Annotated in this window: 23 protein-coding genes; 10 read left to right on the forward strand and 13 right to left on the reverse strand. The window is 72.6% G+C overall.

Features of this window, described 5'->3' with window-relative positions; all coding sequences use genetic code 11:
* The first annotated feature begins 246 nt into the window (after positions 1–246).
* The 6 genes from ACFVIU_RS03440 (at position 247) to ACFVIU_RS03465 (ending at position 5,130) form a co-directional block, all read left to right on the forward strand.
* Positions 247–1,089: a helix-turn-helix domain-containing protein gene (locus ACFVIU_RS03440; protein WP_385840340.1), complete on the forward strand. Its 843-nt coding sequence runs from the start codon at positions 247–249 to the stop codon at positions 1,087–1,089.
* A gap of 89 nt (positions 1,090–1,178) precedes the next feature.
* Positions 1,179–2,651 (forward strand): 30S ribosomal protein S12 methylthiotransferase RimO, encoded by a 1,473-nt coding sequence (rimO, locus tag ACFVIU_RS03445; RefSeq protein ID WP_385840341.1) that lies wholly within the window; start codon positions 1,179–1,181, stop codon positions 2,649–2,651.
* Positions 2,648–3,418 carry a CDP-diacylglycerol--glycerol-3-phosphate 3-phosphatidyltransferase gene (gene pgsA / locus ACFVIU_RS03450; protein WP_385840343.1) on the forward strand — a complete coding sequence of 257 codons (771 nt, stop codon included), beginning with the start codon at positions 2,648–2,650 and terminating at the stop codon, positions 3,416–3,418. The genes rimO and pgsA overlap by 4 nt, the downstream gene beginning before the upstream one ends.
* Positions 3,415–3,960 (forward strand): CinA family protein, encoded by a 546-nt coding sequence (locus tag ACFVIU_RS03455; protein ID WP_385840344.1) that lies wholly within the window; start codon positions 3,415–3,417, stop codon positions 3,958–3,960. The genes pgsA and ACFVIU_RS03455 overlap by 4 nt, the downstream gene beginning before the upstream one ends.
* A gap of 109 nt (positions 3,961–4,069) precedes the next feature.
* Positions 4,070–4,444, forward strand: coding sequence for a helix-turn-helix domain-containing protein (locus ACFVIU_RS03460; protein WP_385840345.1), 375 nt, complete (start codon positions 4,070–4,072; stop codon positions 4,442–4,444).
* A gap of 215 nt (positions 4,445–4,659) precedes the next feature.
* Complete coding sequence (locus ACFVIU_RS03465) at positions 4,660–5,130, forward strand: Dps family protein (protein WP_385840346.1); 471 nt, start codon at positions 4,660–4,662, stop codon at positions 5,128–5,130.
* A 419-nt stretch (positions 5,131–5,549) separates the two neighbouring features.
* Here the strand turns inward: ACFVIU_RS03465 and ACFVIU_RS03470 are convergent, their stop codons facing one another.
* From ACFVIU_RS03470 to ACFVIU_RS03485, 4 genes are all read right to left on the reverse strand, one after another.
* Positions 5,550–6,314, reverse strand: a complete 765-nt coding sequence (locus ACFVIU_RS03470; protein ID WP_385840348.1) for an SDR family NAD(P)-dependent oxidoreductase — start codon at positions 6,312–6,314, stop codon at positions 5,550–5,552.
* Positions 6,315–6,387: 73 nt separating this feature from the next.
* On the reverse strand, positions 6,388–7,233 hold the full coding sequence (locus ACFVIU_RS03475; protein WP_385840349.1) for a DNA-formamidopyrimidine glycosylase family protein: 846 nt from the start codon (positions 7,231–7,233) through the stop codon (positions 6,388–6,390).
* A 33-nt stretch (positions 7,234–7,266) separates the two neighbouring features.
* Positions 7,267–12,246 carry an ATP-dependent helicase gene (locus tag ACFVIU_RS03480; protein ID WP_385840351.1) on the reverse strand — a complete coding sequence of 1,660 codons (4,980 nt, stop codon included), beginning with the start codon at positions 12,244–12,246 and terminating at the stop codon, positions 7,267–7,269.
* A gap of 187 nt (positions 12,247–12,433) precedes the next feature.
* Positions 12,434–13,378, reverse strand: a complete 945-nt coding sequence (locus ACFVIU_RS03485; protein WP_385840352.1) for a hypothetical protein — start codon at positions 13,376–13,378, stop codon at positions 12,434–12,436.
* Between the two features lie 80 nt (positions 13,379–13,458).
* Between ACFVIU_RS03485 and ACFVIU_RS03490 the strand changes: the two genes are divergently transcribed.
* Together ACFVIU_RS03490 and ACFVIU_RS03495 are read left to right on the forward strand one after the other, a co-directional pair.
* Positions 13,459–13,653, forward strand: coding sequence for a DUF3046 domain-containing protein (locus ACFVIU_RS03490; protein ID WP_385840353.1), 195 nt, complete (start codon positions 13,459–13,461; stop codon positions 13,651–13,653).
* Between the two features lie 59 nt (positions 13,654–13,712).
* Positions 13,713–14,984, forward strand: a complete 1,272-nt coding sequence (locus tag ACFVIU_RS03495) for an AI-2E family transporter (RefSeq protein ID WP_385840354.1) — start codon at positions 13,713–13,715, stop codon at positions 14,982–14,984.
* Between the two features lie 76 nt (positions 14,985–15,060).
* Here the strand turns inward: ACFVIU_RS03495 and ACFVIU_RS03500 are convergent, their stop codons facing one another.
* From ACFVIU_RS03500 to ACFVIU_RS03510, 3 genes are all read right to left on the reverse strand, one after another.
* Positions 15,061–16,224 (reverse strand): oxygenase MpaB family protein, encoded by a 1,164-nt coding sequence (locus tag ACFVIU_RS03500; protein WP_385840355.1) that lies wholly within the window; start codon positions 16,222–16,224, stop codon positions 15,061–15,063.
* A 97-nt stretch (positions 16,225–16,321) separates the two neighbouring features.
* Positions 16,322–17,377, reverse strand: coding sequence for a polyprenyl synthetase family protein (locus ACFVIU_RS03505; protein ID WP_385840356.1), 1,056 nt, complete (start codon positions 17,375–17,377; stop codon positions 16,322–16,324).
* A complete protein-coding gene (locus tag ACFVIU_RS03510; protein ID WP_385840358.1) occupies positions 17,367–17,645 on the reverse strand; it encodes a polyprenyl synthetase in 279 nt (92 codons plus the stop codon). The genes ACFVIU_RS03505 and ACFVIU_RS03510 overlap by 11 nt, the downstream gene beginning before the upstream one ends.
* A gap of 370 nt (positions 17,646–18,015) precedes the next feature.
* On the opposite strand from ACFVIU_RS03510, the gene recA reads away from it, so the two are divergent.
* Both recA and recX read left to right on the forward strand, forming a co-directional pair.
* A complete protein-coding gene (gene recA, locus ACFVIU_RS03515; RefSeq protein WP_385840359.1) occupies positions 18,016–19,143 on the forward strand; it encodes a recombinase RecA in 1,128 nt (375 codons plus the stop codon).
* Positions 19,144–19,146: 3 nt separating this feature from the next.
* Positions 19,147–19,974 (forward strand): recombination regulator RecX, encoded by an 828-nt coding sequence (recX, locus tag ACFVIU_RS03520; RefSeq protein WP_385840360.1) that lies wholly within the window; start codon positions 19,147–19,149, stop codon positions 19,972–19,974.
* Between the two features lie 91 nt (positions 19,975–20,065).
* Here the strand turns inward: recX and ACFVIU_RS03525 are convergent, their stop codons facing one another.
* From ACFVIU_RS03525 to ACFVIU_RS03550, 6 genes are all read right to left on the reverse strand, one after another.
* Positions 20,066–20,485, reverse strand: coding sequence for a rhodanese-like domain-containing protein (locus ACFVIU_RS03525; RefSeq protein ID WP_385840827.1), 420 nt, complete (start codon positions 20,483–20,485; stop codon positions 20,066–20,068).
* Positions 20,476–21,018, reverse strand: a complete 543-nt coding sequence (locus ACFVIU_RS03530) for a cysteine dioxygenase (protein WP_385840362.1) — start codon at positions 21,016–21,018, stop codon at positions 20,476–20,478. Before ACFVIU_RS03530 ends, ACFVIU_RS03525 begins: the two co-directional genes overlap by 10 nt.
* Before the next feature lie 71 nt (positions 21,019–21,089).
* Positions 21,090–21,137 carry a hypothetical protein gene (locus ACFVIU_RS03535; RefSeq protein ID WP_309506048.1) on the reverse strand — a complete coding sequence of 16 codons (48 nt, stop codon included), beginning with the start codon at positions 21,135–21,137 and terminating at the stop codon, positions 21,090–21,092.
* A 115-nt stretch (positions 21,138–21,252) separates the two neighbouring features.
* Entirely contained in the window at positions 21,253–22,857 is a 1,605-nt protein-coding gene (locus ACFVIU_RS03540; protein WP_385840363.1) for an FAD-dependent monooxygenase, read from the reverse strand.
* A gap of 177 nt (positions 22,858–23,034) precedes the next feature.
* Positions 23,035–23,925, reverse strand: coding sequence for an amino acid ABC transporter permease (locus ACFVIU_RS03545; RefSeq protein WP_385840365.1), 891 nt, complete (start codon positions 23,923–23,925; stop codon positions 23,035–23,037).
* The gene (locus tag ACFVIU_RS03550; protein WP_385840366.1) at positions 23,922–24,587 is read right to left on the reverse strand and encodes an amino acid ABC transporter permease; all 666 of its coding nucleotides are present in this window, start codon (positions 24,585–24,587) and stop codon (positions 23,922–23,924) included. Before ACFVIU_RS03550 ends, ACFVIU_RS03545 begins: the two co-directional genes overlap by 4 nt.
* Positions 24,588–24,731: the final 144 nt, after the last annotated feature.

Raw genomic sequence — 24,731 nt, forward strand, 5'->3', positions numbered from 1 at the left:
CGGGCGGCGGCATCGCCGTGATCCACCCGTTAGAGAACGACGGGCAACCGTTTCCCTTTGTCGTACGTCCAGTTGAGCGAAAGGACAGATAGGCGTCCCAAGCTGGGGTACCTGCCTGTCCAGCCCGCGGGATGACCGGCCATTCCGATGGCGTACAAAGTCCGACCGCCCGGTTGCCCCACCCTTTCGTACCCCCCCTAGACTGAGCTTCCAGCACAGGTGGCTACACGCTCGAAAGGCGCCCCCGTGTCCATCGGCAACTCCCCCGAAGACGAGCGTCCGTTCCCCGACGAGTCCCAGGAACCCCGTGCCTCCGTCGGCCGCGCGCTGCGGCAGGCGCGGATCGCGGCGGGGCTCACCGTGGACGATGTCAGCAGCGCCACTCGTGTCCGTATCGCCATCGTGCACGCCATCGAGGCGGACGATTTCGCGCCCTGCGGCGGTGACGTGTACGCGCGCGGGCACATCCGCACGCTGGCGAGGGCCGTCCACCTCGATCCCGAGCCGCTGATCACCCAGTACGACGCCGAGCACGGCGGCCGTCCCGCGCCCACCCCGGCCGCACCGCTGTTCGAGGCGGAGCGGATCCGTCCGGAGCGGCGGGGGCCGAACTGGACCGCGGCCATGGTCGCCGCGATCGTCGTCGTGATCGGTTTCGTCGGGTTCACCGCGGTCAAGGGCGGTGGCTCCGGCAACGACGCGAAGACGCAGGTCGCCGAGGGCGCCACGCCCAGCGTCGGCAAGACCGCCGCGCCCACGCCGAAGAAGGACAAGCCCGCGGCGCCGACCACGGAGCCCTCCGACAGCGCGATCGCCGCCGCGCCCCAGGACAAGGTCACCGTCCAGGTCAGTGCGCCGAACGGGCGCAGCTGGATCTCGGCCAAGGACCACAACGGCCGGATGCTCTTCGACGGGCTGCTCAAGCAGGGCGAGTCCAAGACCTTCCAGGACAGCTCCAAGATCAACCTGATCCTGGGCGACGCCGGTGCCATCCAGCTCTACGTCAACGGCAAGAAGATCGAGGACGACTTCCAGCCCGGCGCGGTGGAGCGTCTGACCTACACGAAGGGCGATCCCGAGGTCGGTTAGACCGTGGGGGAGCGGATGTGACGGGGTCGGTCAAGATCGGCCAACCCCGTCGACGTGGGCTGTCAGCGAGACAAAGTAGTCTTGAGCCCATGCCTGAACGCCGTACCGTCGCACTCGTCACTCTTGGCTGCGCCCGTAACGAGGTGGACTCCGAGGAGCTCGCAGGCCGTTTGGAGGCGGACGGCTGGCAGCTCGTCGAGGACGCCGCAGACGCCGATGTCGCCGTGGTCAACACCTGCGGCTTTGTGGACGCCGCCAAGAAGGACTCCGTCGACGCCCTGCTGGAGGCCAACGACCTCAAGGCGCATGGCAGAACCCAGGCCGTCGTGGCGGTGGGCTGCATGGCCGAGCGGTACGGCAAGGAGCTGGCCGAGGCGCTGCCCGAGGCCGACGGCGTGCTCGGCTTCGACGACTACACGAACATCTCCGACCGCTTGCAGACCATCCTGTCCGGCGGTATTCACGCCGCGCACACCCCGCGCGACCGCCGCAAGCTGCTGCCGATCAGCCCGGCCGAGCGCCAGGAGTCGGCCGCGGCCGTGGCCCTGCCCGGGCACGGCCCCACCGACCTCCCGGAGGGTGTCGCGCCCGCCTCCGGCCCCCGCGCGCCCCTGCGCCGTCGGCTGGACGGCGCCCCGGTGGCCTCGGTCAAGCTGGCCTCCGGCTGCGACCGGCGCTGCACCTTCTGCGCCATCCCGTCCTTCCGCGGCTCCTTCATCTCCCGCCGCCCCAGCGACGTCCTCAACGAGACCCGCTGGCTGGCCGAGCAGGGCGTGAAGGAGATCATGCTGGTCTCCGAGAACAACACCTCCTACGGCAAGGACCTGGGCGACATCCGCCTGCTGGAGTCCCTGCTGCCCGAGCTGGCCGAGGTCGACGGCATCGAGCGGGTGCGGGTCAGCTACCTCCAGCCGGCCGAGATGCGCCCCGGGCTGATCGACGTCCTCACCTCGACCCCGAAGGTCGCGCCGTACTTCGACCTGTCCTTCCAGCACTCCGCTCCGGACGTGCTGCGCTCCATGCGCCGCTTCGGCGACACCGACCGCTTCCTGGAGCTGCTCGACACCATCCGCTCCAAGGCCCCCGAGGCCGGTGTGCGCTCCAACTTCATCGTCGGCTTCCCCGGCGAGAGCGACTCCGACCTGGCCGAGCTGGAGCGGTTCCTGAACGGCGCCCGGCTGGATGCCATCGGCGTCTTCGGCTACTCCGACGAGGAGGGCACGGAGGCGGCGACGTACGACAACAAGCTGGACGAGGAGGTCGTCGCCGAGCGTCTGGCCCGTATCTCCCGGCTGGCCGAGGAGCTGGTCTCGCAGCGTGCGGAGGAGCGCGTCGGGGAGACCGTGCGGGTCCTGGTGGAGTCGGTGGACGACGAGGAGGGCGTGTACGGCCGGGCCGCGCACCAGGCGCCCGAGACGGACGGCCAGGTGCTGCTCACGAGCGGCGAGGGGCTGAGCGTCGGACGTATGGTCGAGGCGAAGGTGGTCGGTACGGAAGGTGTCGACCTGGTGGCCGAGCCGCTGGCCGGCTCGCCCGCACGCAGTGAGGAGGCGGGCAGATGACCGGAGTCCCGGCATCCGCCGCGGGCGGCTCCTCCGGTGCGCACGGCGCCCGGGGTTCCGCCGCCGCTGCCGACGGCGCCCGCTCCGGGGTCTCCGCTTCCGCATCCGCTCCCGGCGCCGACGGGGCGGCCGACCCGAGGCCCGCGCGCGGTGGGAAGATCGCGGCCGCGGCCGTCAACCAGGCCAGCGTCTGGAACGTCGCCAATCTGCTGACGATGCTGCGGCTGGTCCTGGTGCCCGGCTTCGTGGCGCTGATGCTGGCCAACGGCGGTTACGACCCGGCCTGGCGCTCGTTCGCCTGGGCGGCCTTCGCCATCGCCATGATCACCGACCTGTTCGACGGGCATCTGGCCCGCACCTACAACCTGGTCACCGATTTCGGTAAGATCGCCGATCCCATCGCCGACAAAGCGATCATGGGGGCGGCGCTCATCTGCCTGTCCGCCCTGGGCGATCTGCCCTGGTGGGTGACGATCGTGATCCTCGGCCGGGAACTCGGCATCACGCTGCTGCGTTTTCTGGTCATTCGCTACGGCGTGATCCCCGCCAGCCGCGGCGGCAAGCTGAAGACGCTCACCCAGGGCGTCGCCGTCGGGATGTACGTCCTGGCACTGACGGGGTGGCTGGCCACGCTGAGGTTCTGGGTGATGGCCGTGGCCGTCGTCCTCACCGTCGTCACAGGCCTGGACTACGTAAGACAAGCCATTGTGCTGCGCCGCCGGGGAATCGCCGAGCGGGCCGCGGTGTTGGAGGAGACGGAAACGTGATTGCTCAGGCCACCGAGCTGGTGCGACTACTGACCGTGAGAGGCGAGACCCTCGCCGTCGCGGAGTCGCTCACGGGTGGCCTGGTGGCGGCGGAGATCACCGGGGTACCCGGGGCCTCCAGGGTGTTCCGGGGATCGGTCACCGCCTACGCCACCGAGCTGAAGCACGAGCTGCTGGGTGTCGACGCGACGCTGCTGGCCCAGCGAGGAGCGGTGGACCCGCAGGTCGCGGCCCAGATGGCGGCCGGAGTGCGGAAGGCGCTGGGTGCCGACTGGGGCATCGCGACGACCGGAGTCGCCGGCCCCGATCCGCAGGACGGCCAGCCCGTCGGGACGGTCTTCGTGGCCGTCGACGGGCCGCTCGCCGCCCGTTCCGGTTCTGCCGGTGGCGGAAAAGTCGAGGCCCTGCGGTTGAACGGCAGCCGTGCGGAAATTCGTATGGAGAGTGTACGGAGCGTACTCGCAGTGCTTCTGGAGCAGCTTGCGGGCGAACACACTGGGAATGAGCGGGCACAGGATACGGAACGGAACGGGGGGTTTTGATGTTTGCAGCCCTGAGTGAACACGACATCGCTCCCCGCACGGCCGCGGCGCAAGGCGGTACGGTGGGGCGTGAAGGATGCGGCTACGCGGTCCGAGGAGGGAGCCACCGATGATTCTGCTCCGTCGCCTGCTGGGTGACGTGCTGCGTCGGCAGCGCCAACGCCAGGGCCGTACTCTGCGCGAAGTCTCCTCGTCCGCCCGAGTCTCACTCGGCTATCTCTCCGAGGTGGAGCGGGGGCAGAAGGAGGCTTCCTCCGAGCTGCTCGCCGCCATCTGCGACGCGCTGGACGTACGGATGTCGGAACTGATGCGAGAGGTGAGCGACGAACTGGCGCTCGCCGAACTGGCCCAGTCCGCCGCGGCCACCGAGACCGTACCCGCGCCGGTCCGTCCGATGCTGGGTTCCGTGTCGGTGACCGGCGTGCCGCCGGAACGGGTGACCATCAAGGCGCCCGCGGAGGCGGTGGACGTCGTCGCCGCCTGACGCGACCGTCCACGGCGCGGCGGTCCGTCACCGCCGATACGACGACCGATCGGGTGAAGGCCCCGGCCGGCTGCTTCAGGGAGACCTGGGGGAGCCGACCGGGGCCTTCGCCGTATCCGAGCCACAGCCGCGCCGGTATGCGCCGGTTTGCCGCGGTTGTGCGGTGCGGTCATGGTGGAGGGACGTGACGGCGCCGAACGCACCGGAGGAAGCGGATGTACGTCGTGAAGAGCCCGTTGGCCGACGCGGATCTGAAGACCGTGTCGGAGGCGTTGCAGGGCGCCCTGGTCGACCTGGTGGACCTCTCGCTGGTCGCGAAGCAGATCCACTGGAATGTCGTCGGGCCCCGCTTCCGGTCCATCCACCTCCAGCTGGACGAGGTCGTCGCCTCCGCCCGCACCCACTCCGACACGGTGGCCGAACGGGCCTCGGCGCTCGGTGTCCCGCCCGACGGGCGCGCCGCCACGGTGGCCTCGGGCAGCGGCATCGGCACCACTCCGGCCGGCTGGATCAAGGACGGGGACGCGGTCGGCGCGATGGTGGACGCGCTCGGCGCGGTGATCACCCGGATGCGGGCGCGGGTGGAGTCCACCGGGGAACCGGATCCGGTGACCCAGGACATCTTCATCGGCATCACCGCGGACCTGGAGAAACATCACTGGATGTTCCAGGCGGAGAACGCGTAGCCGGTTGCCGGTGCTGTTCCGGTGCCCTGTGCCGCGCCTGCCGTCCGCTGATGCACCCGTGAGCCCACGGGTGCGCCTGGTGGGTGGGGGCGCCGGCGGTCTAGGGTCTTTCTTTCGGATCAGGTCGGCTTCGGCCGGCGACGCCGGCAAGATCCGAAAGAGCGGCCCTAGCGTCCCGCGGGAGGGGGTGGCCATGGTGGGGCGGATCGTGCGGTGCGGAGTAGCGCTGGGGTTCGGTGTGCTGTGGTGGTGGGCCGTGCTGCGGATCGCCCGGGGGGAGGGTGCCGGAGTGCTGGAGGGCGCCGTGGTGACCGGTGGGTGGGGGGTGAGCCTGCTGCCCGTGCACTGTGTGCCCAAGGGGCGGGCCGTCGGGGCCCTGTCGGCCGGGCGGTGGGCGGCCGCCTGGCGGGTGGACGACGCTACCAGGGCATCGCCACACCCCCGTTCGGGCGAAGTATCTGACCCGTGGTGAACGCGGAGGCGTCCGAGGCCAGATAGAGCACCGCGTGCGCCACGTCGTCCGGTTCTCCGACCCGGCCGAGCGGTGCCCTACGGGCCATCAGCGTCTCGGTGTGCGCCTGCGCCGCCTCGTCGTGACGGTCCGTCATGGGGGTGCGGATCCAGCCCGGGGCGACCGCGTTGACCCGGATTCCGTGCGGGCCGACCTCGGTGGCCAGCGTCCTGGTCAGCTGGACCACGGCCGCCTTGGCCGCGCCGTAGCAGAGCAGCCCCGGGCCGCCGGTGTCCACCGCGCCGGAGGCCATGGTGACGATGCTGCCCCGCCGCCGCCGGGCCAGCATCAGCCGCGCCGCCTCCTGGCAGGCGTACAGCACGCCCTTGAAGTTGACGTTCAGCACCCGGTCGAGGTCCTCGTCGCGGGTCTCCAGGACCGGGCTGCTGTGCATGATCCCGGCGATCGCCGCCATGACGTCCAGCCGCTCGCAGGACCGGACGGCCACCGCCAGCCGGGCCCGGTCGGTGACGTCGAGGACGTGTATACGGGCGGTTCCGCCGCGGTCCTCGATCAGTTTGGCCGTGCCGTGCAGCCCGTCCGCGTCCCGGTCGGCGCAGTGCACCGCCGCGCCCGCCTCGGCGAGCAGGACCGCGGTGGCCCGGCCGATGCCGCCGGCGGCTCCGGTGACGAACGCGGTGCGTCCGGTGAGGTCGTACGCCGTGAGGGGCATACCGTGACCGTACGAGCGTTTCTGACGGGCCGTCAATTACTGGGCGGTGACGGGTTCACGGCCGGGGGCGGCGTCAGCCGGCGCGGCGGGGATACCGCTCGCGCCATCTCTGCGGGGCTCCGGGCGCCGGCGCGGGGCCCCGCTGGCAGGTGGGACACCAGTAGGTGGGCCGGTCCTGGGAGCCGTCGCCCTGGTCGGCCACCCGCACCGGGGTGTGGCAGCGCAGGCAGGGGCGCGGGGCACGGCCGTAGACGAACAGGTCGTGCCGGTGCAGGCCCGTGGTCTGGCGGACCGGGCGGTCGCGGTTCACCTCCAGCAGCCGCTTGGCCAGCGCGGGCAGCTGCTCGGCGCGGTCCGCGGGGAGCGCCCCGACGGGCAGCCAGGGGGTCACGCCGAGCAGGAAGCACAGCTCGCTCTTGTAGATGTTGCCGATGCCCGCCAGATTGCGCTGGTCGAGCAGGGCCTCGCCGAGCGGGCGGGCGGGGTCGGCCAGGAGGTTGGCCCGCGCGCGCTCCGGGTCCCAGTCCGGGCCGAGCAGATCGGGACCGAGATGGCCGACGACCCGCTCCTCCTCGCTCGTGCGCAGCAGCTCCATGACCTGGAGGCGGTAGCCCACGGCCGTCCGGTCGGCGGTGCCGAGGACCGCCCGGATCTGGTGCGCGGGGCCGCCCCGCCAGCGCTCGTCCGGGCCGTAGACCTTCCACGAGCCTTCCATGCGCAGATGGGTGTGCAGGGTCAGGCCGCCCTCGAAGCGGGTCAGCAGATGTTTGCCGCGCGGCACGGTGCTCAGCACGCTCCGGCCGGCGAGGTCGACCGTCGCGTACTTCGGCACCCGGAAGTCGCTGCGGGTGAGCGCCTTGCCCGCGAGCGCCTCGTGCAGCCGCCGCGCGGCCTGCCAGACCGTGTCACCTTCGGGCATGCGTCAAGGGTGCCACGGCGGGTGCGGCGCCGGTCAGGGTCTCAGCCGCAGGCCGCGCGGGGTGGCCACGAAGCCCGCCGCTTCCAGGAGGGTGCCGGTGGGGGAGGTGAGGGCCTGGGCGCCGTTGATCCGCTCGACCGTGACCGTGCCGAGGGAGCCCGCCCGGGCCGCCGCTGCCAGGGCATCGGCGGCCGTACGCAGGCGCGGGTCGTCCGCGGCGCCGAGGTCCGGGGCCGTGGGCCAGGCCAGCAGTGTCTTGCCGCCGCGCTCCATGTACAGGGTCAGCTCGCCCTCCACCAGCACGACCAGGGACCCCGCCTTGCGGCCCGGCTTGTGCCCGGCGCCGGCCGGGGGCTCCGGCCAGGGCAGGGCCGCGCCATAGGCGTTGGCCGGGTCGGCCGCGGCGAGGACCACGGCCCGGGGGTCGGGCGCAGGCGTGCTCGTACGGCCGCTCCCGTAGCCCCGGTGCGAGCCCGGGCCGTAGGCGGGGGCCGCGCCGCCCCGGGGACCGCCGTAACCGGGGCTTCCACCGCCTCGGGGACCGCCGTAGCCGGGAGTCGCGAAGGGGTCGGCGAGATCGCGGGGCGAGACGTGCTCACCGGGAGCGGGCGGGTGGTCCGAGGGGGGCCAGGTGAAGTCGCCGTCGAGGCCGGGGTGGGCGAAACCGCCGCCGGGCCCCTCGAAGGCGCCGGGCGAGGTGTGGCCGTGCGGGAGGCCGTCGGCGGAGTCGAAGGGGTCGCCGAAGTCCGCGGCGGGTGCGAGCCGCTCGCCGCGGTCACGGGCGTTGGACACCGCGCGCAGGCGGTCCACCGCACCGTCCATGGCGAACTGGGCGGCGCCGAGGCCCTCGACCACATAGCCACGCCGTGCCTGGCCGCTCTCCTCGAAGACGGACAGCACCCGGTACACCGCGGAGAAGCCGCCCTCGACGCCCTCCGCGGCGACCGCGCCACGGGTGACCACGCCGTGCCGGTCCAGCAGGGTGCGGGCCCGTGCGTGCGCGCGCACCGTGGCGTCCGGTTCGGCGGCGGGCAGCAGGGACCAGCGGCCGGCGACGGTCGGCGGGCCGGTACGGGACGCGGTGCGGGCGGCGGCCGTCAGGGAGCCGTAGCGGCCGCGCGGGACGGCGCGCTTGGCGCGGTGGGCCGTCGAACCCGCGGTACGGCCCGAGCCCAGCAGGGAGCGCATCGGCGCGAGGGTGTCGTTGGTGAGCCGGCCCGACCAGGCCAGGTCCCAGAGCGCGTCGGCCAGCTGGGGGTCGGTGGCCTCGGGGTGGGTGGTGGCGCGCACCTGGTCGGCGATCTGGCGGAAGAACAGGCCGTAGCCGCCGGAGAGGGCGTCCAGCACGGACTGGTGCAGTGCTGTCAGCTCCAGCGGGTGCGGTGGTGGGAGGAGCAGCGGGGCAGCGTCCGCCAGGTAGAGCGAGACCCAGCCGTCCTTGCCGGGCAGGGCGCCCGCGCCGGCCCACACGACTTCGCCGGCCGCGGTCAGCTCGTCGAGCATCGACGGGGTGTAGTTCGCCACCCGGGACGGCAGGACCAGTTTCTCCAGCGCCGAGGCCGGCACCGAGGCGCCCTGGAGCTGCTCCACGGCCCGCACCAGTCCGTCGATGCCGCGCACTGCGTGGCCCTTGCCGATGTGCTGCCACTGCGGCAGGAACTGGGCGAGCGCGGCCGGCGGAACCGGCTCCAGCTCGTGCCGCAGCGCCGCCAGGGAGCGGCGGCGCAGCCGGCGCAGTACGGCCGCGTCGCACCACTCCTGGCCGATGCCCGCCGGGTGGAACTCGCCCTGGACGACGCGGCCGCTCGCGGCCAGCCGGTGCAGTGCGCCCTCGGTGACCGCCACGCCCAGGCCGAAGCGGGCCGCCGCCGTGGCCGACGTGAACGGCCCGTGGGTACGGGCATGGCGCGCGAGGAGGTCGCCGAGCGGGTCCTTGACCGGCTCCGTGAACGCCTCGGGGACGCCGACGGGGAGCGCGGTGCCGAGCGCGTCGCGCAGCCGGCCCGCGTCCTCCACCGCCGCCCAGTGGTCGGCGCCGGCGATGCGCACCTTGATGGCCCGGCGGGCAGCGGCCAGCTCCCGCGCCCAGTGCGGGTCCGCGCCCCGCTCGGCCAGCTCCGCGTCGGTGAGCGGGCCGAGCACCCGGAGGGCGTCGGCCGTGCCCTCCACGTCCTTGATCCGGCGGTCCTCGGTGAGCCATTGCAGCTCGCGCTCCAGCTCGGTCAGCACCTCGGCGTCGAGCAGCTCGCGCAGCTCCGCCTGGCCGAGCAGCTCGGCCAGCAGCCGGGAGTCCAGGGAGAGCGCGGCGGCGCGGCGCTCGGCGAGCGGGGAGTCGCCCTCGTACAGGAACTGGGCGACATAGCCGAACAGCAGCGAGCGGGCGAAGGGGGAGGGCTCCGGGGTGGTGACCTCGACCAGGCGGACCTTGCGGGACTCGATGTCGCCCATCAGCTCCACCAGCCCTGGCACGTCGAAGACGTCCTGAAGGCATTCGCGGACCGCTTCCAGGACGATCGGGAACGAGCCGTACTCGCTGGCCACCTCCAGCAGCTGGGCCGCCCGCTGGCGCTGCTGCCACAGCGGGGTGCGCTTGCCCGGGTTGCGGCGCGGCAGCAGCAGCGCGCGGGCGGCGCACTCGCGGAACCGGGAGGCGAACAGGGCCGATCCGCCGACCTGGTCGGTGACGACCTGATCGACCTCGCCCTTGTCGAATGCGACGTCCGCCGCGCCCACGGGCGCCTGCTCGCTGTCGTACTCCGTGCCGGCCTTCGCCGGCGGCCCATCGAGCAGGTCCAGGCCCATCAGGTCGGCGTCGGGCAGCCGCAGCACGATGCCGTCGTCGGCGTGCATGACCTGCGCGTCCATGCCGTACCGCTCGGACAGGCGGGCGCCGAGGGCGAGCGCCCAGGGGGCGTGGACCTGGGCGCCGAACGGGGAGTGGACGACGACCCGCCAGTCGCCCAGCTCGTCGCGGAACCGCTCCACCACGATCGTGCGGTCGTCCGGGACATGGCCGCAGGCCTCGCGCTGTTCGTCCAGGTACGACAGCACGTTGTCCGCCGCCCACGCGTCCAGGCCCGCCGCCAGCAGGCGCAGCCGGGCGTCGTCCTTGGGCAGCGAGCCGACCTCGCGCAGGAACGCGCCGACCGCGCGGCCCAGTTCCAGCGGGCGGCCCAGCTGGTCGCCCTTCCAGAACGGCAGCCGGCCCGGCACACCCGGTGCGGGGGAGACCAGGACCCGGTCGCGGGTGATGTCCTCGATGCGCCAGGAACTGGTGCCCAGCGTGAAGACGTCCCCCACCCGGGACTCGTACACCATCTCCTCGTCCAGCTCGCCGACCCGGCCGCCGCCCTTCTTGGGGTCGGAACCGGCGAGGAAGACCCCGAACAGGCCGCGGTCGGGGATGGTGCCGCCGGAGGTGACGGCGAGGCGCTGGGCCCCCGGCCGGCCGGTGATCGTGCTTGCCACGCGGTCCCACACCACGCGCGGGCGCAGCTCCGCGAACGCGTCGGACGGGTAGCGGCCCGCGAGCATGTCGAGGACCGCCGTGAACGCCGACTCGGGCAGCGCGGCGAACGGCGCCGCGCGCCGGACCAGGGCGAGCAGGTCGTCGAACTGCCAGGTGTCCAGCGCCGTGATGGCCACGAGCTGCTGGGCGAGGACGTCCAGCGGGTTCGCGGGGACCCGCAGGGACTCGATCGAGCCCGTGCGCATCCGCTCGGTGACCACTGCCGCCTGCACGAGGTCGCCCCGGTACTTGGGGAAGACGACACCCGTGGAGACGGCGCCCACCTGGTGGCCCGCGCGGCCGACGCGCTGAAGGCCGGAGGCGACCGACGGCGGGGACTCGACCTGGACGACGAGGTCCACGGCGCCCATGTCGATGCCCAGCTCCAGGCTGGAGGTGGCGACCACGGCGGGCAGCCGGCCGGCCTTGAGGTCCTCCTCCACCAGGGCGCGCTGCTCCTTGGAGACCGAGCCGTGGTGCGCGCGGGCGATCACCGGGGGCGCGCCCTGGGCGGCGCCCGAGCCGCCCATCAGCTGGGCGGGCGCGTGGTGTTCGCCGAGGGGCTCGCCGGTCGCGCGCTCGTACGCGATCTCGTTGAGCCGGTTGCACAGCCGCTCCGCGAGGCGCCGGGAGTTCGCGAAGACGATCGTGGAGCGGTGGGCCTGGACCAGGTCGGCGATCCGCTCCTCCACATGCGGCCAGATCGACGGGCGCTCACCGCCCTCACCGGCGTCGGAGGCGGGGGCGCCGCCCAGCTCGCCCATGTCCTCGACCGGGACGACCACGGACAGGTCGAACTCCTTGCCCGACTCGGGCTGGACGATCTCCACCCTGCGGCGCGGGGAGAGATACCGGGCGACCTCGTCCACCGGGCGGACGGTCGCCGACAGGCCGATGCGGCGGGCGGGCCGCGGCAGCAGCTCGTCCAGCCGCTCGAGGGAGAGCGCGAGATGCGCGCCCCGCTTGGTGCCCGCGACCGCGTGCACCTCGTCCAGGATCACCGTCTCCACGCCCGTCAGCGCGTCGCGTGTGGCCGAGGTGAGCATCAGGAACAGCGACTCGGGGGTGGTGATCAGGATGTCCGGCGGGCGCGTGGACAGTGCGCGGCGCTCGGCGGCCGGGGTGTCGCCGGAGCGGATGCCGACCTTGACCTCGGGCTCGGGCAGGCCGAGGCGGACGGACTCCTGGCGGATGCCGGTCAGCGGACTGCGCAGGTTCCGCTCGACGTCCACCGCGAGGGCCTTCAGCGGCGAGACATACAGCACCCGGCACCGCTTCTTCGGGTCGGCCGGGGGAGGGGCCGAGGCCAGCTGGTCCAGGGCGGCGAGAAACGCGGCGAGCGTCTTGCCGGAGCCGGTCGGGGCGACCACCAGCACGTCCGAGCCCGCCTGGATGGCCTGCCACGCGCCCGACTGGGCCGCGGTGGGCGCGGAGAACGCCCCCGTGAACCAGCCGCGGGTCGCGGGGGAGAAGCCGTCGAGGGCCCGGTGTGCGGAGCTGACCATGCGTCCATCCTGCACCCGGCCACTGACAATCACGCTGACCTGGGAAAACGCCGTGCGCCGCGGGCGGCTTGGCACCGGCGGCGGGGGAAGCGGCGCGGGTGCCAAGAAGGGGGCGGGGTGCCGGGGAGGTGGCGGGCGTGCCGAGGCGGCGGGGGTGCCGAGGAGGTGGCGGGCGTGCCGAGGAGGCTCAGCCCACGAAGCGGCCGTGGGCGCGCAGGGTGAGCAGTGCCTGGATCGTCACCATCGGGCGGGCCTCCAGCGCCGGCGCCGGGGCCCACTGCCGCCACCGGATCGGCCAGCCGCCGTCCTCCTGCTGCTCGGCGGCCAGGTGATCCAGGGAACGCGCCATCTCCTCGTCCGTGAACCACGCGCGCGCCAGCGAGTCCGGGGTGCGGGCGAAGTCGTGCGGGAAATGGTGCTCGCCCGGGGCGTACCCGGGTGAGACCGGCCAGGCGTCGAGCCGGTCCGGTTCCAGCGCCGCGAGCCGCTGCTCGCGTACCAGGCGGCCCAGCCGGTCGGCGGCGGCCTCGGCGCGCGGACGGTCGGGAGCGGAGTCCAGGAAGGCCACGGCGGCCTCCACCTCGTAGGGGTGTGACGTGCACAGGGACTCCACGGCCCGCCAGCAGAAGTCGGTCGCCCGGAACAGCCACGCGTGCCACACCTCGTTGCGGTGCAGCAGTCCGACCACGGGACCGGTGGCCAGAAGGTCGCTGGGCGGGTCGTCCACGATGGGCACGAACGGCGCCGCCGGATAGCCACGCTGGCTCGGATGGATCGCCGGCATCGCGCCGTCCGCGGTGGAGACCGAGGTCAGATACCGGCACACCCGCTCCACCCGCTGCCCGCCGCAGCGCCCGACGGCGTCCAGGACCCGGAGCGCGTGCGCGGTGTGCAGGGGCTGGCTCACCGGGCCGCGCAGATCGGGCTCCAGCGCGTGGCCGTACCCGCCGTCCTCGTTGCGGTAGGCGTCCAGCGCCGCCTCCACCGCGTCCGGGCCGCCGTGCAGGAAGTGGTGGGCGAAGAGACGCTGCTCCAGCACGCGCGCGGTGAGCCACACGAACTGTTCCGCGCGAAACAGCGGGGAGCGCGCCGAGGGCGTGGAAGGCAGGGGGGAAGCTCCTGATTCGGCCATGCGTCAGACCGTAGGACGGAAAGCGGTCTCGGCGAGCGGTCCCGGCCGGGGCCCACCCTCAGGGGCGGGATACTGGAGTCATGCGGTTGACGGTCTTCTGGCAGCGGATGGCGGAACACTTCGGTCCGGGGTACGCCGACACCTTCGCGCGCGATCACGTCATGTCGGAGCTGGGCGGACGCACGGTGAACCAGGCACTGGACGCCGGCTGGGCGGCCAAGGACGTGTGGCGCGTGGTCTGCACGGTGATGAACGTGCCACGGGAAAGGCACTGACCGGTCACGAAGATCGCCGCAGGGCGCAGGTTGTCAGTGGCATGGGCGAGACTTGGCGGGTGGCATCGACTGACGAGGACAACGAGCCGCTGACCCGGCAGGCGGCACCGACCGGCACGACGGCGTCCGACCGACCGCCGACCCCCGGCGCCGTCGCACCGCCCGCCCGCATGCCCCGCTGGCTGCCGCGCGCCATGGTGCTCGCGCTCGCGCTGATCGCCGTGTTCCAGCTGGGCAGCTGGGCCTTCCACCAGCTGACCGGACTGTTGATCAATATCTTGATCGCGTTCTTCCTGGCCCTCGCGATCGAGCCCGCGGTGAGCCGGATGGCTGCCCGGGGCATGCGCCGGGGAGTCGCCACCTTCCTGGTCTTCCTCGGGCTCACGATCGTCGTCGCCGGTTTCGTCACCCTGCTCGGCTCCATGCTGGCCGGCCAGATCATCAAGATGATCGAGGGGTTCCCCGCCTATCTTGACTCGCTCATCAACTGGATCAACCACAGTTTCCACACGAAGCTCAGGCGGGTGGACGTCCAGGAGGGTCTGCTCCATTCCGACTGGCTGCGCAGGTACGCGCAGAGCAGCGCGGCCGGCGTCCTCGACGTGTCCGCGCAGGTGCTCGGCGGGCTCTTCCAGCTGCTGACGGTCGGGCTGTTCTCGTTCTACTTCGCCGCCGACGGCCCACGGCTGCGCCGCGCGATCTGCTCCGTGCTGCCGCCCGCCCGCCAGGCCGAGGTGCTGCGCGCCTGGGAGATCGCCGTCGACAAGACCGGCGGCTACCTCTACTCGCGCGGCCTGATGGCGCTCGTCTCCGGCATCGCGCACTACATCCTGCTCCAGGCCCTGGGCGTGCCGTACGCACCGGTGCTCGGCGTCTGGGTGGGACTGGTCTCGCAGTTCATCCCCACCATCGGGACGTACCTCGCGGGCGCGCTGCCGATGCTGATCGCGTTCACCGTCGCCCCCTGGTACGCGGTCTGGGTGCTGGTCTTCGTCGTGGTCTACCAGCAGTTCGAGAACTACATGCTGCAACCCAAGCTGACCGCCAGGACGGTCGACATCCATCCGGCCGTCGCGTTCGGCTCGGTCATCGCCGGCACCGCGCTGCTGGGCGCCGTGGGCGCGTTGATCGCCATTCCCGCGGTGGCCACGCTCCAGGCGTTCCTCGGCGCGTATGTGAAGCGGTACGCCGTGACGGACGACCCCCGTGTGCACGGGCACCGCGGCAGAGGGCCGGGCGGTCCCGGGCTGCTCACGCGGATACGAGGGCTGCGGAGTGAGCGGGCCGGTGCGCAGGAGCCCTCGCAGGAGCCTGCGGAGGCCTCGGGCTGAGCGGGACGGCAGCGCGGCCCCAGGGGCGCCGGGCGCACGGGAGCGGTGCCACCCGGCGCCGTACCGCGCGGTCAGGTCACGCGGAGACCGTGGCCGCGGGCGGCGTCCAGCGCCTGGTGCGAGGCACCGTGCCGTCGACGCCGTAGTCCTTCTTGAGCTGCTCCGGCACGGCGTAGTGCATCACGCGCCCCCGGGTGAGGGAGGACAGCTCGAAGACGGTCGTGAGATGGCCCAGCCGGTCCAGCGCCCAGGCGCCGAGCGGGGAGCGGTCCTCGATGGTCTCCAGCACTCCCAGGAGGTGCGGGACGGCCTTGACCAGGGTGTCCCAGCGGGTGCGGGGCACCTGGAGCCAGTCGGCGCAGGTGTCGCCGACGAGATAGCGGATCAGGGCGGAGACGATCGGGTCGAAGAAGGTGCCGGGCACGACCTCCTCGTAGAGGTCGATGAGCTGCCGGGTCAGATGCGCGCCCTCCGTGGAAGGGCCCATGTGCCGGAGCATGTACAGATCGAGGAAGGCGCGTGCCTCGTCGAGCGTCTTCGGTACGGCCTCCTGGTCGACGCCGAGCATGGCACCGACCACCCGCCACGCGTAGTAGTACGCCTCCGCGCCCTCCGTGGTCATGTGGATGCCCAGCCGGTGCAGGCTGTCGAGGACCAGCATGGAGAAGAACATCTGCCCGCCGATCATGTCCTCCTGGCAGATCGGCGTCCCGAGCGTCCCGGTGTCCCAGCGGTTCTCGCGCGTGAGGTGATAGCGGATGGACGCGTGCAGCAGCCGTACCTTCTGGGCCGCCGGGATGAACCGGCTGCCGGCCTCGAAGGCGTCGGGCTGCATCAGGTAGACGGTGAACTGTCCCGTCTCCGCCATGCGCTTGGAGGGGTACGCCAGGGAATGCGTGGCCGACAGCAGCTTCGCCACGCGCGGGACGACGTAGCAGGCCGGCATGGAGGCGAAGGACAGCGCCGTGGAGATGTGCACGTTGTTGTCGATGAAGAACAGCCGCGCCTTCTCCATCTCCGCCCAGTCCACCCACGCGGGCGGGGCGCCGGTCACCTGGAGGTACTCGCGGGCGACGTCCGGCAGCCCGTCGGGCAGCGGAGCGCCGGCGGTGGAGACGTAGCGCATCAGCGTGTTGAACGTGCCGACCTCCCCGCGCTCGAACAGCGTGGCCACGGTGGCGTCGGCGAGTTCGTCGCCGGCCTCCTGGAGGGCGTCCAGCGACGCCTCGGTGACGGTCATGACAGGGGCTCCTTTTCTGGTGGCTTCGAGGCCCGGGCGCTGCCGGCCGCGCGGTGCCGGTCCCGGGGCCGCGCCGGCGGCGAGGCCGTCGCGCGGGTCAGAAGGGGCGCACCGTCGCCGCACGCGCCAGCGCCGCCAGGGCGTCGGCGGCGGGCGCGGGCACGGTCAGCTCCTGGAGGGCGTCGAGCGCCTGTTCGACGCGTGCGGCGATCATCTTCTCGACCCGGTCGGGCGCTCCCAGCCGGCGCATGACCTCGCGGACGGCATCGACGCCGGCCGGGTCCGCTCCGTCGTCGTCCAGCAGCTCCCGCAGCCGGCGCCGTTCGTCGGGTCCGGCGATGCGCCAGGTCTCCGCGAGCAGCGCGGTGGGACGGCGCCCGCAGACGTCGTCGGTGTCGGCCTTGCCGGTGAGTTCCGGGTCCCCGAACAGGCCGAGCAGGTCGTCCCGCAGCTGGAACGCCTCGCCGAGCGGCAGGCCGTAGGCGGAGTAGCCCGCGCGGAGCGGCTCCCCGGCCCCGGCCAGCGTGCCGCCGATCAGCAGGGGCTGCTCGACCGTGTACTTGGCGGTCTTGTAGCGGATCACCTTGAGTGACGCCGTGGTGTCCGGGACGGTGCCGGTGTGCAGGATCTCCAGGCACTCGCCCGCGATCAGTTCCCGGGCCAGCAGCGACCACAGCGGACGGGCCCGCGCGAGGAACGCGGCGGGCAGCCCGCTGGTGGCGAAGAGCTGCCCGGCCAGCGCCATCAGCAGATCGCCGACCAGCATCGCCAGCGAGCGCGCGGCGGCGTCCGGCCGCGGATGCGCGGCAGCGGCACCGCGCAGGGCCACATGGGCCGTGGGCCGGCCGTGGCGCAGCGGACTGTCGTCGATCAGGTCGTCGTGTACGACGGCTGCGGCATGCACCAGTTCCATGGAGGCCGCGGCCCGCAGCAGCGCCTCGCTGTCCGGCTGGCCGGCCGCACGCCAGCCCCAGTAGCAGAAGGCCGCCCGCAGCCGCTTGCCGTCCGTGACCGCCGCCTCCAGCTGTTCGGCCACCGGGGCGAGGCCCGGGTCGACGGCGGCCAGCAGATCGGCCTCCCGGGCGACGAAGCGGTGCAGCACCTGGTCGACGCGGTCCTTGAACGCGGCCGCGTGCCACCGCTCAGTCGCCATCGGCGCCCCGCCGGGCCAGCGCGTGCCGGGCGAGGATCTCCAGGTGGGCCGGCGGCACGGACGCGTACCGGTCCAGGACCAGCCGGCCGCGTGCCACCAGATCCTGCTCCGCCTGCGCCGCCAGCTCCGAGGCGTCCGAGCGGCGCAGCAGTCCCCGTACCGTCGTCAGCGCCGAGCCCAGTGTGCTCACCGCCAGGTCGGCCATCCCCGCGGCCAGCAGTAAGGCCTGCTCGTCCAGCCCCGGGCGCCGGCCCGCTCCCTGTGTCATTCCCTCTCCCCACTGGCGCGTCCGGGCAGCGCCGGTCACGCGCCGCCCCGTCGATGATCGCGTCCGGAGAAGCGGGGGAGGCGGGAGACGGATCAGCGGCGCACCATCGGGCGATCAGGTCGTTCGGCTGTGCGAATCTCCGGCAGGGCGCTTCGGCCCTTCGTGTCCGCGTGGTGCGCTTGACACGAAAATCGAACATCCATTCTTATGGGGGCTCGGGTGTGGCGACGGGTGAGGGGTTTTGCCCTGATTCACTGGGGTATGTGCCCCGGTTATCCACAGGCCGGACCTGCGTCGGGACGCATTGTCAGTGGCAGGCGTTAGCGTCTTTGACGTGAAGCGATCGACTCAAGCAAACCGGGTGGAACCCATGGCAGGAACCGACCGCGAGAAGGCGCTCGACGCCGCGCTCGCACAGATTGAACGGCAGTTCGGCAAGGGCGCGGTCATGCGCATGGGCGAGCGGTCGAGGGAGCCCATCGAGGTCATCCCGACGGGGTCGACCGCGCTCGACGTCGCCCTCGGCGTCGGCGGCCTGCCGCGCGGCCGTGTCGTGGAGATCTACGGACCGGAGTCCTCCGGTAAGACGACCCTGACCCTGCACGCGGTGGCGAACGCCCAGAAGGCCGGCGGCCAGGTCGCCTTCGTGGACGCCGAGCACGCCCTCGACCCCGAGTACGCGCGCAAGCTGGGCGTCGACATCGACAACCTGATCCTCTCCCAGCCGGACAACGGCGAGCAGGCGCTGGAGATCGTGGACATGCTGGTCCGCTCCGGTGCCCTCGACCTGATCGTCATCGACTCCGTCGCCGCGCTCGTGCCGCGCGCGGAGATCGAGGGCGAGATGGGCGACAGCCACGTGGGTCTCCAGGCCCGCCTGATGAGCCAGGCCCTCCGGAAGATCACCAGCGCGCTCAACCAGTCGAAGACCACGGCGATCTTCATCAACCAGCTGCGCGAGAAGATCGGCGTGATGTTCGGCTCGCCGGAGACCACGACGGGTGGCCGGGCGCTGAAGTTCTACGCCTCCGTGCGTATCGACATCCGCCGCATCGAGACCCTGAAGGACGGCACGGAGGCGGTCGGCAACCGCACCCGCTGCAAGGTCGTCAAGAACAAGGTCGCCCCGCCCTTCAAGCAGGCCGAGTTCGACATCCTCTACGGCCAGGGCATCAGCCGCGAGGGCGGCCTGATCGACATGGGTGTGGAGCACGGCTTCGTCCGCAAGGCCGGCGCCTGGTACACCTACGAGGGCGACCAGCTCGGCCAGGGCAAGGAGAACGCGCGCAACTTCCTGAAGGACAACCCCGACCTGGCCAACGAGATCGAGAAGAAGATCAAGGAGAAGCTGGGCGTCGGTGTCCGGCCGGAGGAGCCCACGGCCGAGCCCGGCGCGGACGCCGCGGTGACCGGCGCGGCCGCCGACGACGCCAAGACAGCCGCCGCCCCCGCTGCCGCCAAGGCCGCCAAGCCCAAGGCCGCCGCAGCCAAGAGCTGACCCGTGACACGACGAACCGACTGGGCCGAGTACGAGTACGTCACCCCCGGTGCCCCCCGGGGGAGGGGCACCGGCGACCGCCCGCACTCCGCCCCGGGCGGTGACGACGGGCACCCGGGGGAAGGGCACGGCGACCACACCGCGTACGGCGAGTACGGCGCATCGGGCGAGGACGGCGGGCCGGGCGAGCGCGGCGGCTACGGCAGCCGGGACAGCGCAAGGCCAGGGGGCGGGCGTGGGCGCGGCCGGAGACGGCGCGGCTTCGGGGACACGCCCGGTGAGGACGAAGGCGACCCTCCCTCGTCGAGGGCCGAGCGGGGGGAGTCTTCAGGGGACCCGGCTGAGCGGGCACGGGCGATCTGCCTGCGCCTGCTCACCGGGACCCCGCGCACCCGCAAGCAGCTCGCGGACGCCCTGCGCAAGCGGGAGATCCCCGAGGATGTGGCCGAGGAGGTGCTGGCGCGGTTCGAGGAGGTCGGACTGATCGACGACGGCGCGTTCGCCGGCGCCTGGGTGGAGTCCCGGCACCACGGCCGTGGCCTCGCCCGGCGTGCGCTCGCCCAGGAGCTGCGCACCAAGGGAGTCGACTCTGCCCTGATCGACGAGGCCGTCGGCCGGCTCGACTCCGAGCAGGAGGAGACCACCGCCCGGGAGCTCGTCGCCCGCAAGCTGCGCGCCACCCGTGGCCTCGACCGCGACAAGCGGATCCGGCGCCTCGCCGGCATGCTCGCCCGCAAGGGCTACTCCGAGGGCATGGCCCTCCGCCTCGTCCGCCAGGCCCTGGAGGAGGAGGGCGAGGAGACGGAGTTCCTGGGAGACGCCGACCTCTGAGGCCGAGGGCGGAGGCACGCTCCGGAGCACCGCACCCCTCGCTGTGACGGTGGCCCGGCCAAGGAGTGACCCGGCCGGGGCCGGGCGTTGCTCAGCCGGGCGGTGGCGACACCGGCAGTCCCGCCGCGCGCCAGGCCTGGAAGCCGCCGACCAGGTCGGTCGCCCGGTGCAGGCCCAGCTGGTGCAGGGAGGCGGCCGCGAGACTGGAGGCGTAACCCTCGTTGCAGATCACGACGATCCGCAGGTCGTGCCCGGTGGCCTCCGGAACCCGGTGGCTGCCCTGCGGGTCGAGGCGCCACTCCAGTTCGTTGCGCTCGATGACGAGGGCGCCGGGGATCAGCCCGTCCCGGTCGCGCAGGGCGGCGTAGCGGATGTCCACCAGCAGGGCCTCGCCGGCACGCGCCGCCGTGTGCGCCTCGACTGCCTCGATGCGCCGGTACCCGGCCCGGACCTGCTCCAACAGCGCGTCGATACCGGCCGGCGTCCGCCGGGTGCTGTCGCTCACTGCCAGTCCTCCGGGCGTTCGACCTGCTCCAGGCGCAGCACGCGGCCGGTGCGGCTGTAGCGGCGGATGCGGGGCAGGGGCGGATAGTAGGCGTGCACCGAGATCGCGTGCCGGTCGCGGGACTCGTTGAGCACCTCATGGACGTGGTGCCGGCCGAAGGCGCGTCCCTGACCGGCGGGCAGCCGGCGCTCGCGGTCCACGCCGTCGCTGAGTTCCAGGCTCTGCCAGCCGTCGGTGGGCAGCCGTGCGGCGAGCGACTTCTCCGTCAGCTCGCCCGAGGCGGTGACGAAGGCACCGACCGAGTCGGCGTGGTCGTGCCAGCCGGTACCGGTGCCGGGCGGCCAGCCGATCAGCCAGGCTTCCACTCCGCCGGGCCCGTCCAGGCGCACCCAGGTACGGCCCTCCGGGTCGAGCGGGAGGGAGGCGATCAGCCCGGCGTCGGCGGCCGTACGCCGGACGAAGTCGAGGAGGTCCGCCTGCGTGGGCGCCGGACCGGCGGCAGGGGACACGGAAGCGAGGAAGGAAACAGACACGTGCACCGTCCTGAGGCGCTGAGGAGGTTCGCGGAAGCGGGCGCGTGACGGCGCCCGGAGAAACTACGGATGCGAATTCAGCAGGACGGGCGACACACGCAGCCCGCGTAGCGGACGAGGTCCATATGGACCCTCCGCCACAGGCGCACACAGGTGTCGGTCACGATCCGGAGTACAGCATGCGGCCGTACCCCGGTCAACTCATCTCACTCCGTGGACATGGCGGGACCGGAGCGCGGGTCAGCGCACCCCGGAGCCGGCCTCCGCCTCCTCCTTCACCGCGCCGCCCACGACCGCCTCGGCCGCCGCGTACAGGTCGGCCGGGCGGACCCCGCTGAGCGCGGTGACCAGATGGCCGTCGGGGCGCACGAGCAGCACGCTGTGCGCCGGCGCACCCGGGTAGCTCTCGGCGACCAGCAGTTCCGCCGGGTACGGCAGTGCGGCCACCGCGGCCGCGAGCCGGGGCATCACCCCCGCGGACACCCAGTGCTTGCGGTCCCACACACCCGTACCCGGCGCGATCAGGACCACGAGCAGCGCGTTGCGGCCCAGCCGGTCGCGCAGCCGCACGAAGGAGCCGTCCTCCGCCGTCACCCGGACGTCGGTGACCGGCGCTCCGGGCGGGGTGTCGACCGGGATCTCGCCCTCCAGCTGCCGGGGTGCGAGCGGAGAGCCGGCGTACGTCCCCGGCGCGCCGAGCGGGCCGCGCCCGAGATGGCCGTCCGTGAGCAGCGCGTCATGGCCGCGGCCCGCGCCCGGCACGATGTGCCGCAGTCCGCCACCACCCCGCAGCACCGGCAGCACCTGGTCCGCGGCGCGCAGCCGGGCGGCGACCACCGCGCGCCGCTCGGTCTGGTAACTGTCCAGCAGCGCCTCGTGCGGGCCGTGGTGCCAGGCGGGGGCCAGCTTCCAGGCGAGGTTGTCCGCGTCCCGCAGGCCCTCGTCCAGGCCCTGGGTACCGAACGCGCCCAGCAGATGGGCGGCGTCCCCGGCGAGGAAGACCCGGCCCGCGCGCCAGCGCCGGGCGAGCCGGTGGTGCACCGTGTGCACACCGGTGTCGAGCAGGTCGTACGCCGGTGACGGGTCGTCGGTCCAGCCGGTGAGGGTCTCGCCGATCCGGGCCAGCAGCAGCTCGGGTGTGACCAGGTCCTTGCCCGGCGGCAGCAGCCAGTCCAGACGCCACACCCCGTCCGGGAGGGGGCGGGCGGTCACCTCCCCGGCCGAGGGCCCGGACGACCGCCACGGCGGCATCCGATGGATCAACGCCCGGCCCTCCCACGGAAGTTCCGCGCGCAGCGCGGCGACCGCGTGCCGCTCCACCGCCGTACGGCCCGGGAAGCGGATGTCCAGGAGCTTGCGCACCGTGGAGCGGGGGCCGTCGCAGCCGACCAGGTAACTGCCCCGCCACCAGGTCGCCCTGGGGCCGCGGGTGTGCGCGGTGACGCCGGAACGCTCCTGCTCGATGGTGTCCAGACGGCTCTCCACGGCCACCTTCACCAGTGGCTCCTCGGCGAGGGCCGCGCGCAGCGCGTCGGTGACGAGGTGCTGGGCGATGTGCAGCGGGGCGGCCGGACCGGACTCGGGGAAGTCGATCTCGCTCATCACCTGCTTGCGCCGCACGGACCGCCATCCGGCCCAGCGCACGCCCTGCTCGCCCAGCGCCGTTCCGGTCAGCCGCTCCAGCAGGGCGGCGGTGTCCTCGCGCAGTACGACGGTGCGTGCCGCGCGGGGTTCGTCCTTGCCCGGGCCCTCGTCCAGGACGACGGACGGCACCTCCTGACGGGCCAGCGCCAGGGCGAGCGTGAGCCCGACGGGCCCCGCTCCGACGATGATCACCGGGTCCACGACGCGGCGCCCCCTGCCCGCAGCGGTGCCCTGACGGATGTGGATGAACAGCAAGGTGAAGCGGGGTGCACGATCACAGAACGTATGCAACCCATTGGCAGAGTTTGCGTCAAGTGACCGGAGGCAGTGGCGATCATGCCACTGCCTCCGGGTGACGCTGTGGGGACTGACCGGGTGTCAGGCCGAGGTTCCCGCTCCCGCGTGCCCGGGGATGGCGACGGTGTCCTCGACCTTCAGCATCGCGCCGGTCGACTTCTTGCCCCGCCGCAGCCGGCCCTCCAGCCAGCTCGCGAAGGAGGTCAGCGAGAAGTTGATGATCACGAAGATCACGGCGACCACGGTCAGCGAGGGGATCATGTTGCCGTAGTAGGCGGCCATCGTGTTGGCCGACGACATCAGTTCGGGGAAGGTGAGGACCGCGCCGCCGAGGGCGGTGTCCTTCACGATGACCACCAGTTGGCTGACGATGGCCGGGAGCATGGCGCTGACCGACTGCGGCAGCAGGATGAGCCGCATCATCTGCCCCTTGCGCAGGCCGATCGCGAGGGCCGCCTCGGACTGGCCCTTCGGCAGGGCGAGGATGCCCGCGCGGACGATCTCCGCGAGCACGGACGCGTTGTACAGCACCAGACCGGTGACGACCGCGTAGAACGGACGGTCGTCCGAACTGACATCGGTGTACTGGGCGAACAGCGCCAGGCCGAAGATCATCAGAACCAGGACGGGGATCGCGCGGAAGAACTCCACCACGGTGGTGGCCACGACGCGTACCCAACGGTGGTCCGAGAGCCGGGCGATACCGAGGACGGCGCCGAGCGGAAGCGCGACGACCATCGCCAGCGCCGCCGCCTCCAGGGTGTTCTGGAGACCGGGCCAGATGTACGCCGAGTACGCCGCGGTGTCGGTGAAGAAGGGCTTCCACAGCCTCCAGTCCAGCTGGCCCTTCTCGTCGAAGGACGTGTACACCCACCACACGAGAGCGGCGAGGGCGACCAGGAAGACCGCCGTGTAGAGGAGGTTGCGCCGCTTGGCACGCGGCCCCTGGACGTCGTACAGGACCGAACTCATCGCTTCACCGCCACCTTCTTGCCCACCCAGCCGAGGATCAGACCGGTCGGCAGGGTCAGGCAGACGAACCCGAAGGCGATGACCGCCGAGATCAGCAGCAGCTCCGCCTCGTTCTCGATCATGTCCTTCATCAGGAGCGCGGCCTCGGTCACACCGATCGCCGCGGCCACGGTCGTGTTCTTCGTCAGCGCGATCAGTACGTTGGTCAGCGGGCCGACGGCCGCGCGGAAGGCCTGCGGCAGCACGACCAGCCCCAGCACCTGGCCGAAGCTCAGGCCGATGGCCCGCGCCGCCTCCGCCTGGCCCACCGGCACGGTGTTGATGCCGGCCCGGATCGCCTCGCACACGAAGGCCGAGGTGTAGACGATCAGACCGAGGACGGCGAGCCGGAAGTTGATCGTCTTGAAGTCGTCCGCACCGAGGCTGATGCCCAGCGTCTGGTTGAGGCCGAGGGAGGAGAACAGGATGATCACCGTGAGCGGGATGTTGCGCACGATGTTCACATAGGCGGTGCCGAAACCGCGCATCAGCGGGACCGGGCCCACCCGCATGGCGGCCAGCAGAGTGCCCCAGACCAGGGAGCCCACGGCCGACAGCAGCGTGAGCTGCACGGTCGTCCAGAAGGCGCCCAGTACGTCGTACTTGTCAAGAAAGTCGAACACGATCTCCCGCGCTTCCGCGTGTAGGGATGCCCCGGGGGGGGGCCCGGGCGGGGGGGGGCCCCCCCCCGGGGGGGGGGGGGGGGGGGCGCGCGGGGGGGGGGGGGGGGGGGGGGGGTTGTGTTAGGGGGCGGGGGGTGTTAGTTT

The organism is Streptomyces sp. NPDC127190, from assembly GCF_042672505.1.
Taxonomy (GTDB): domain Bacteria; phylum Actinomycetota; class Actinomycetes; order Streptomycetales; family Streptomycetaceae; genus Streptomyces.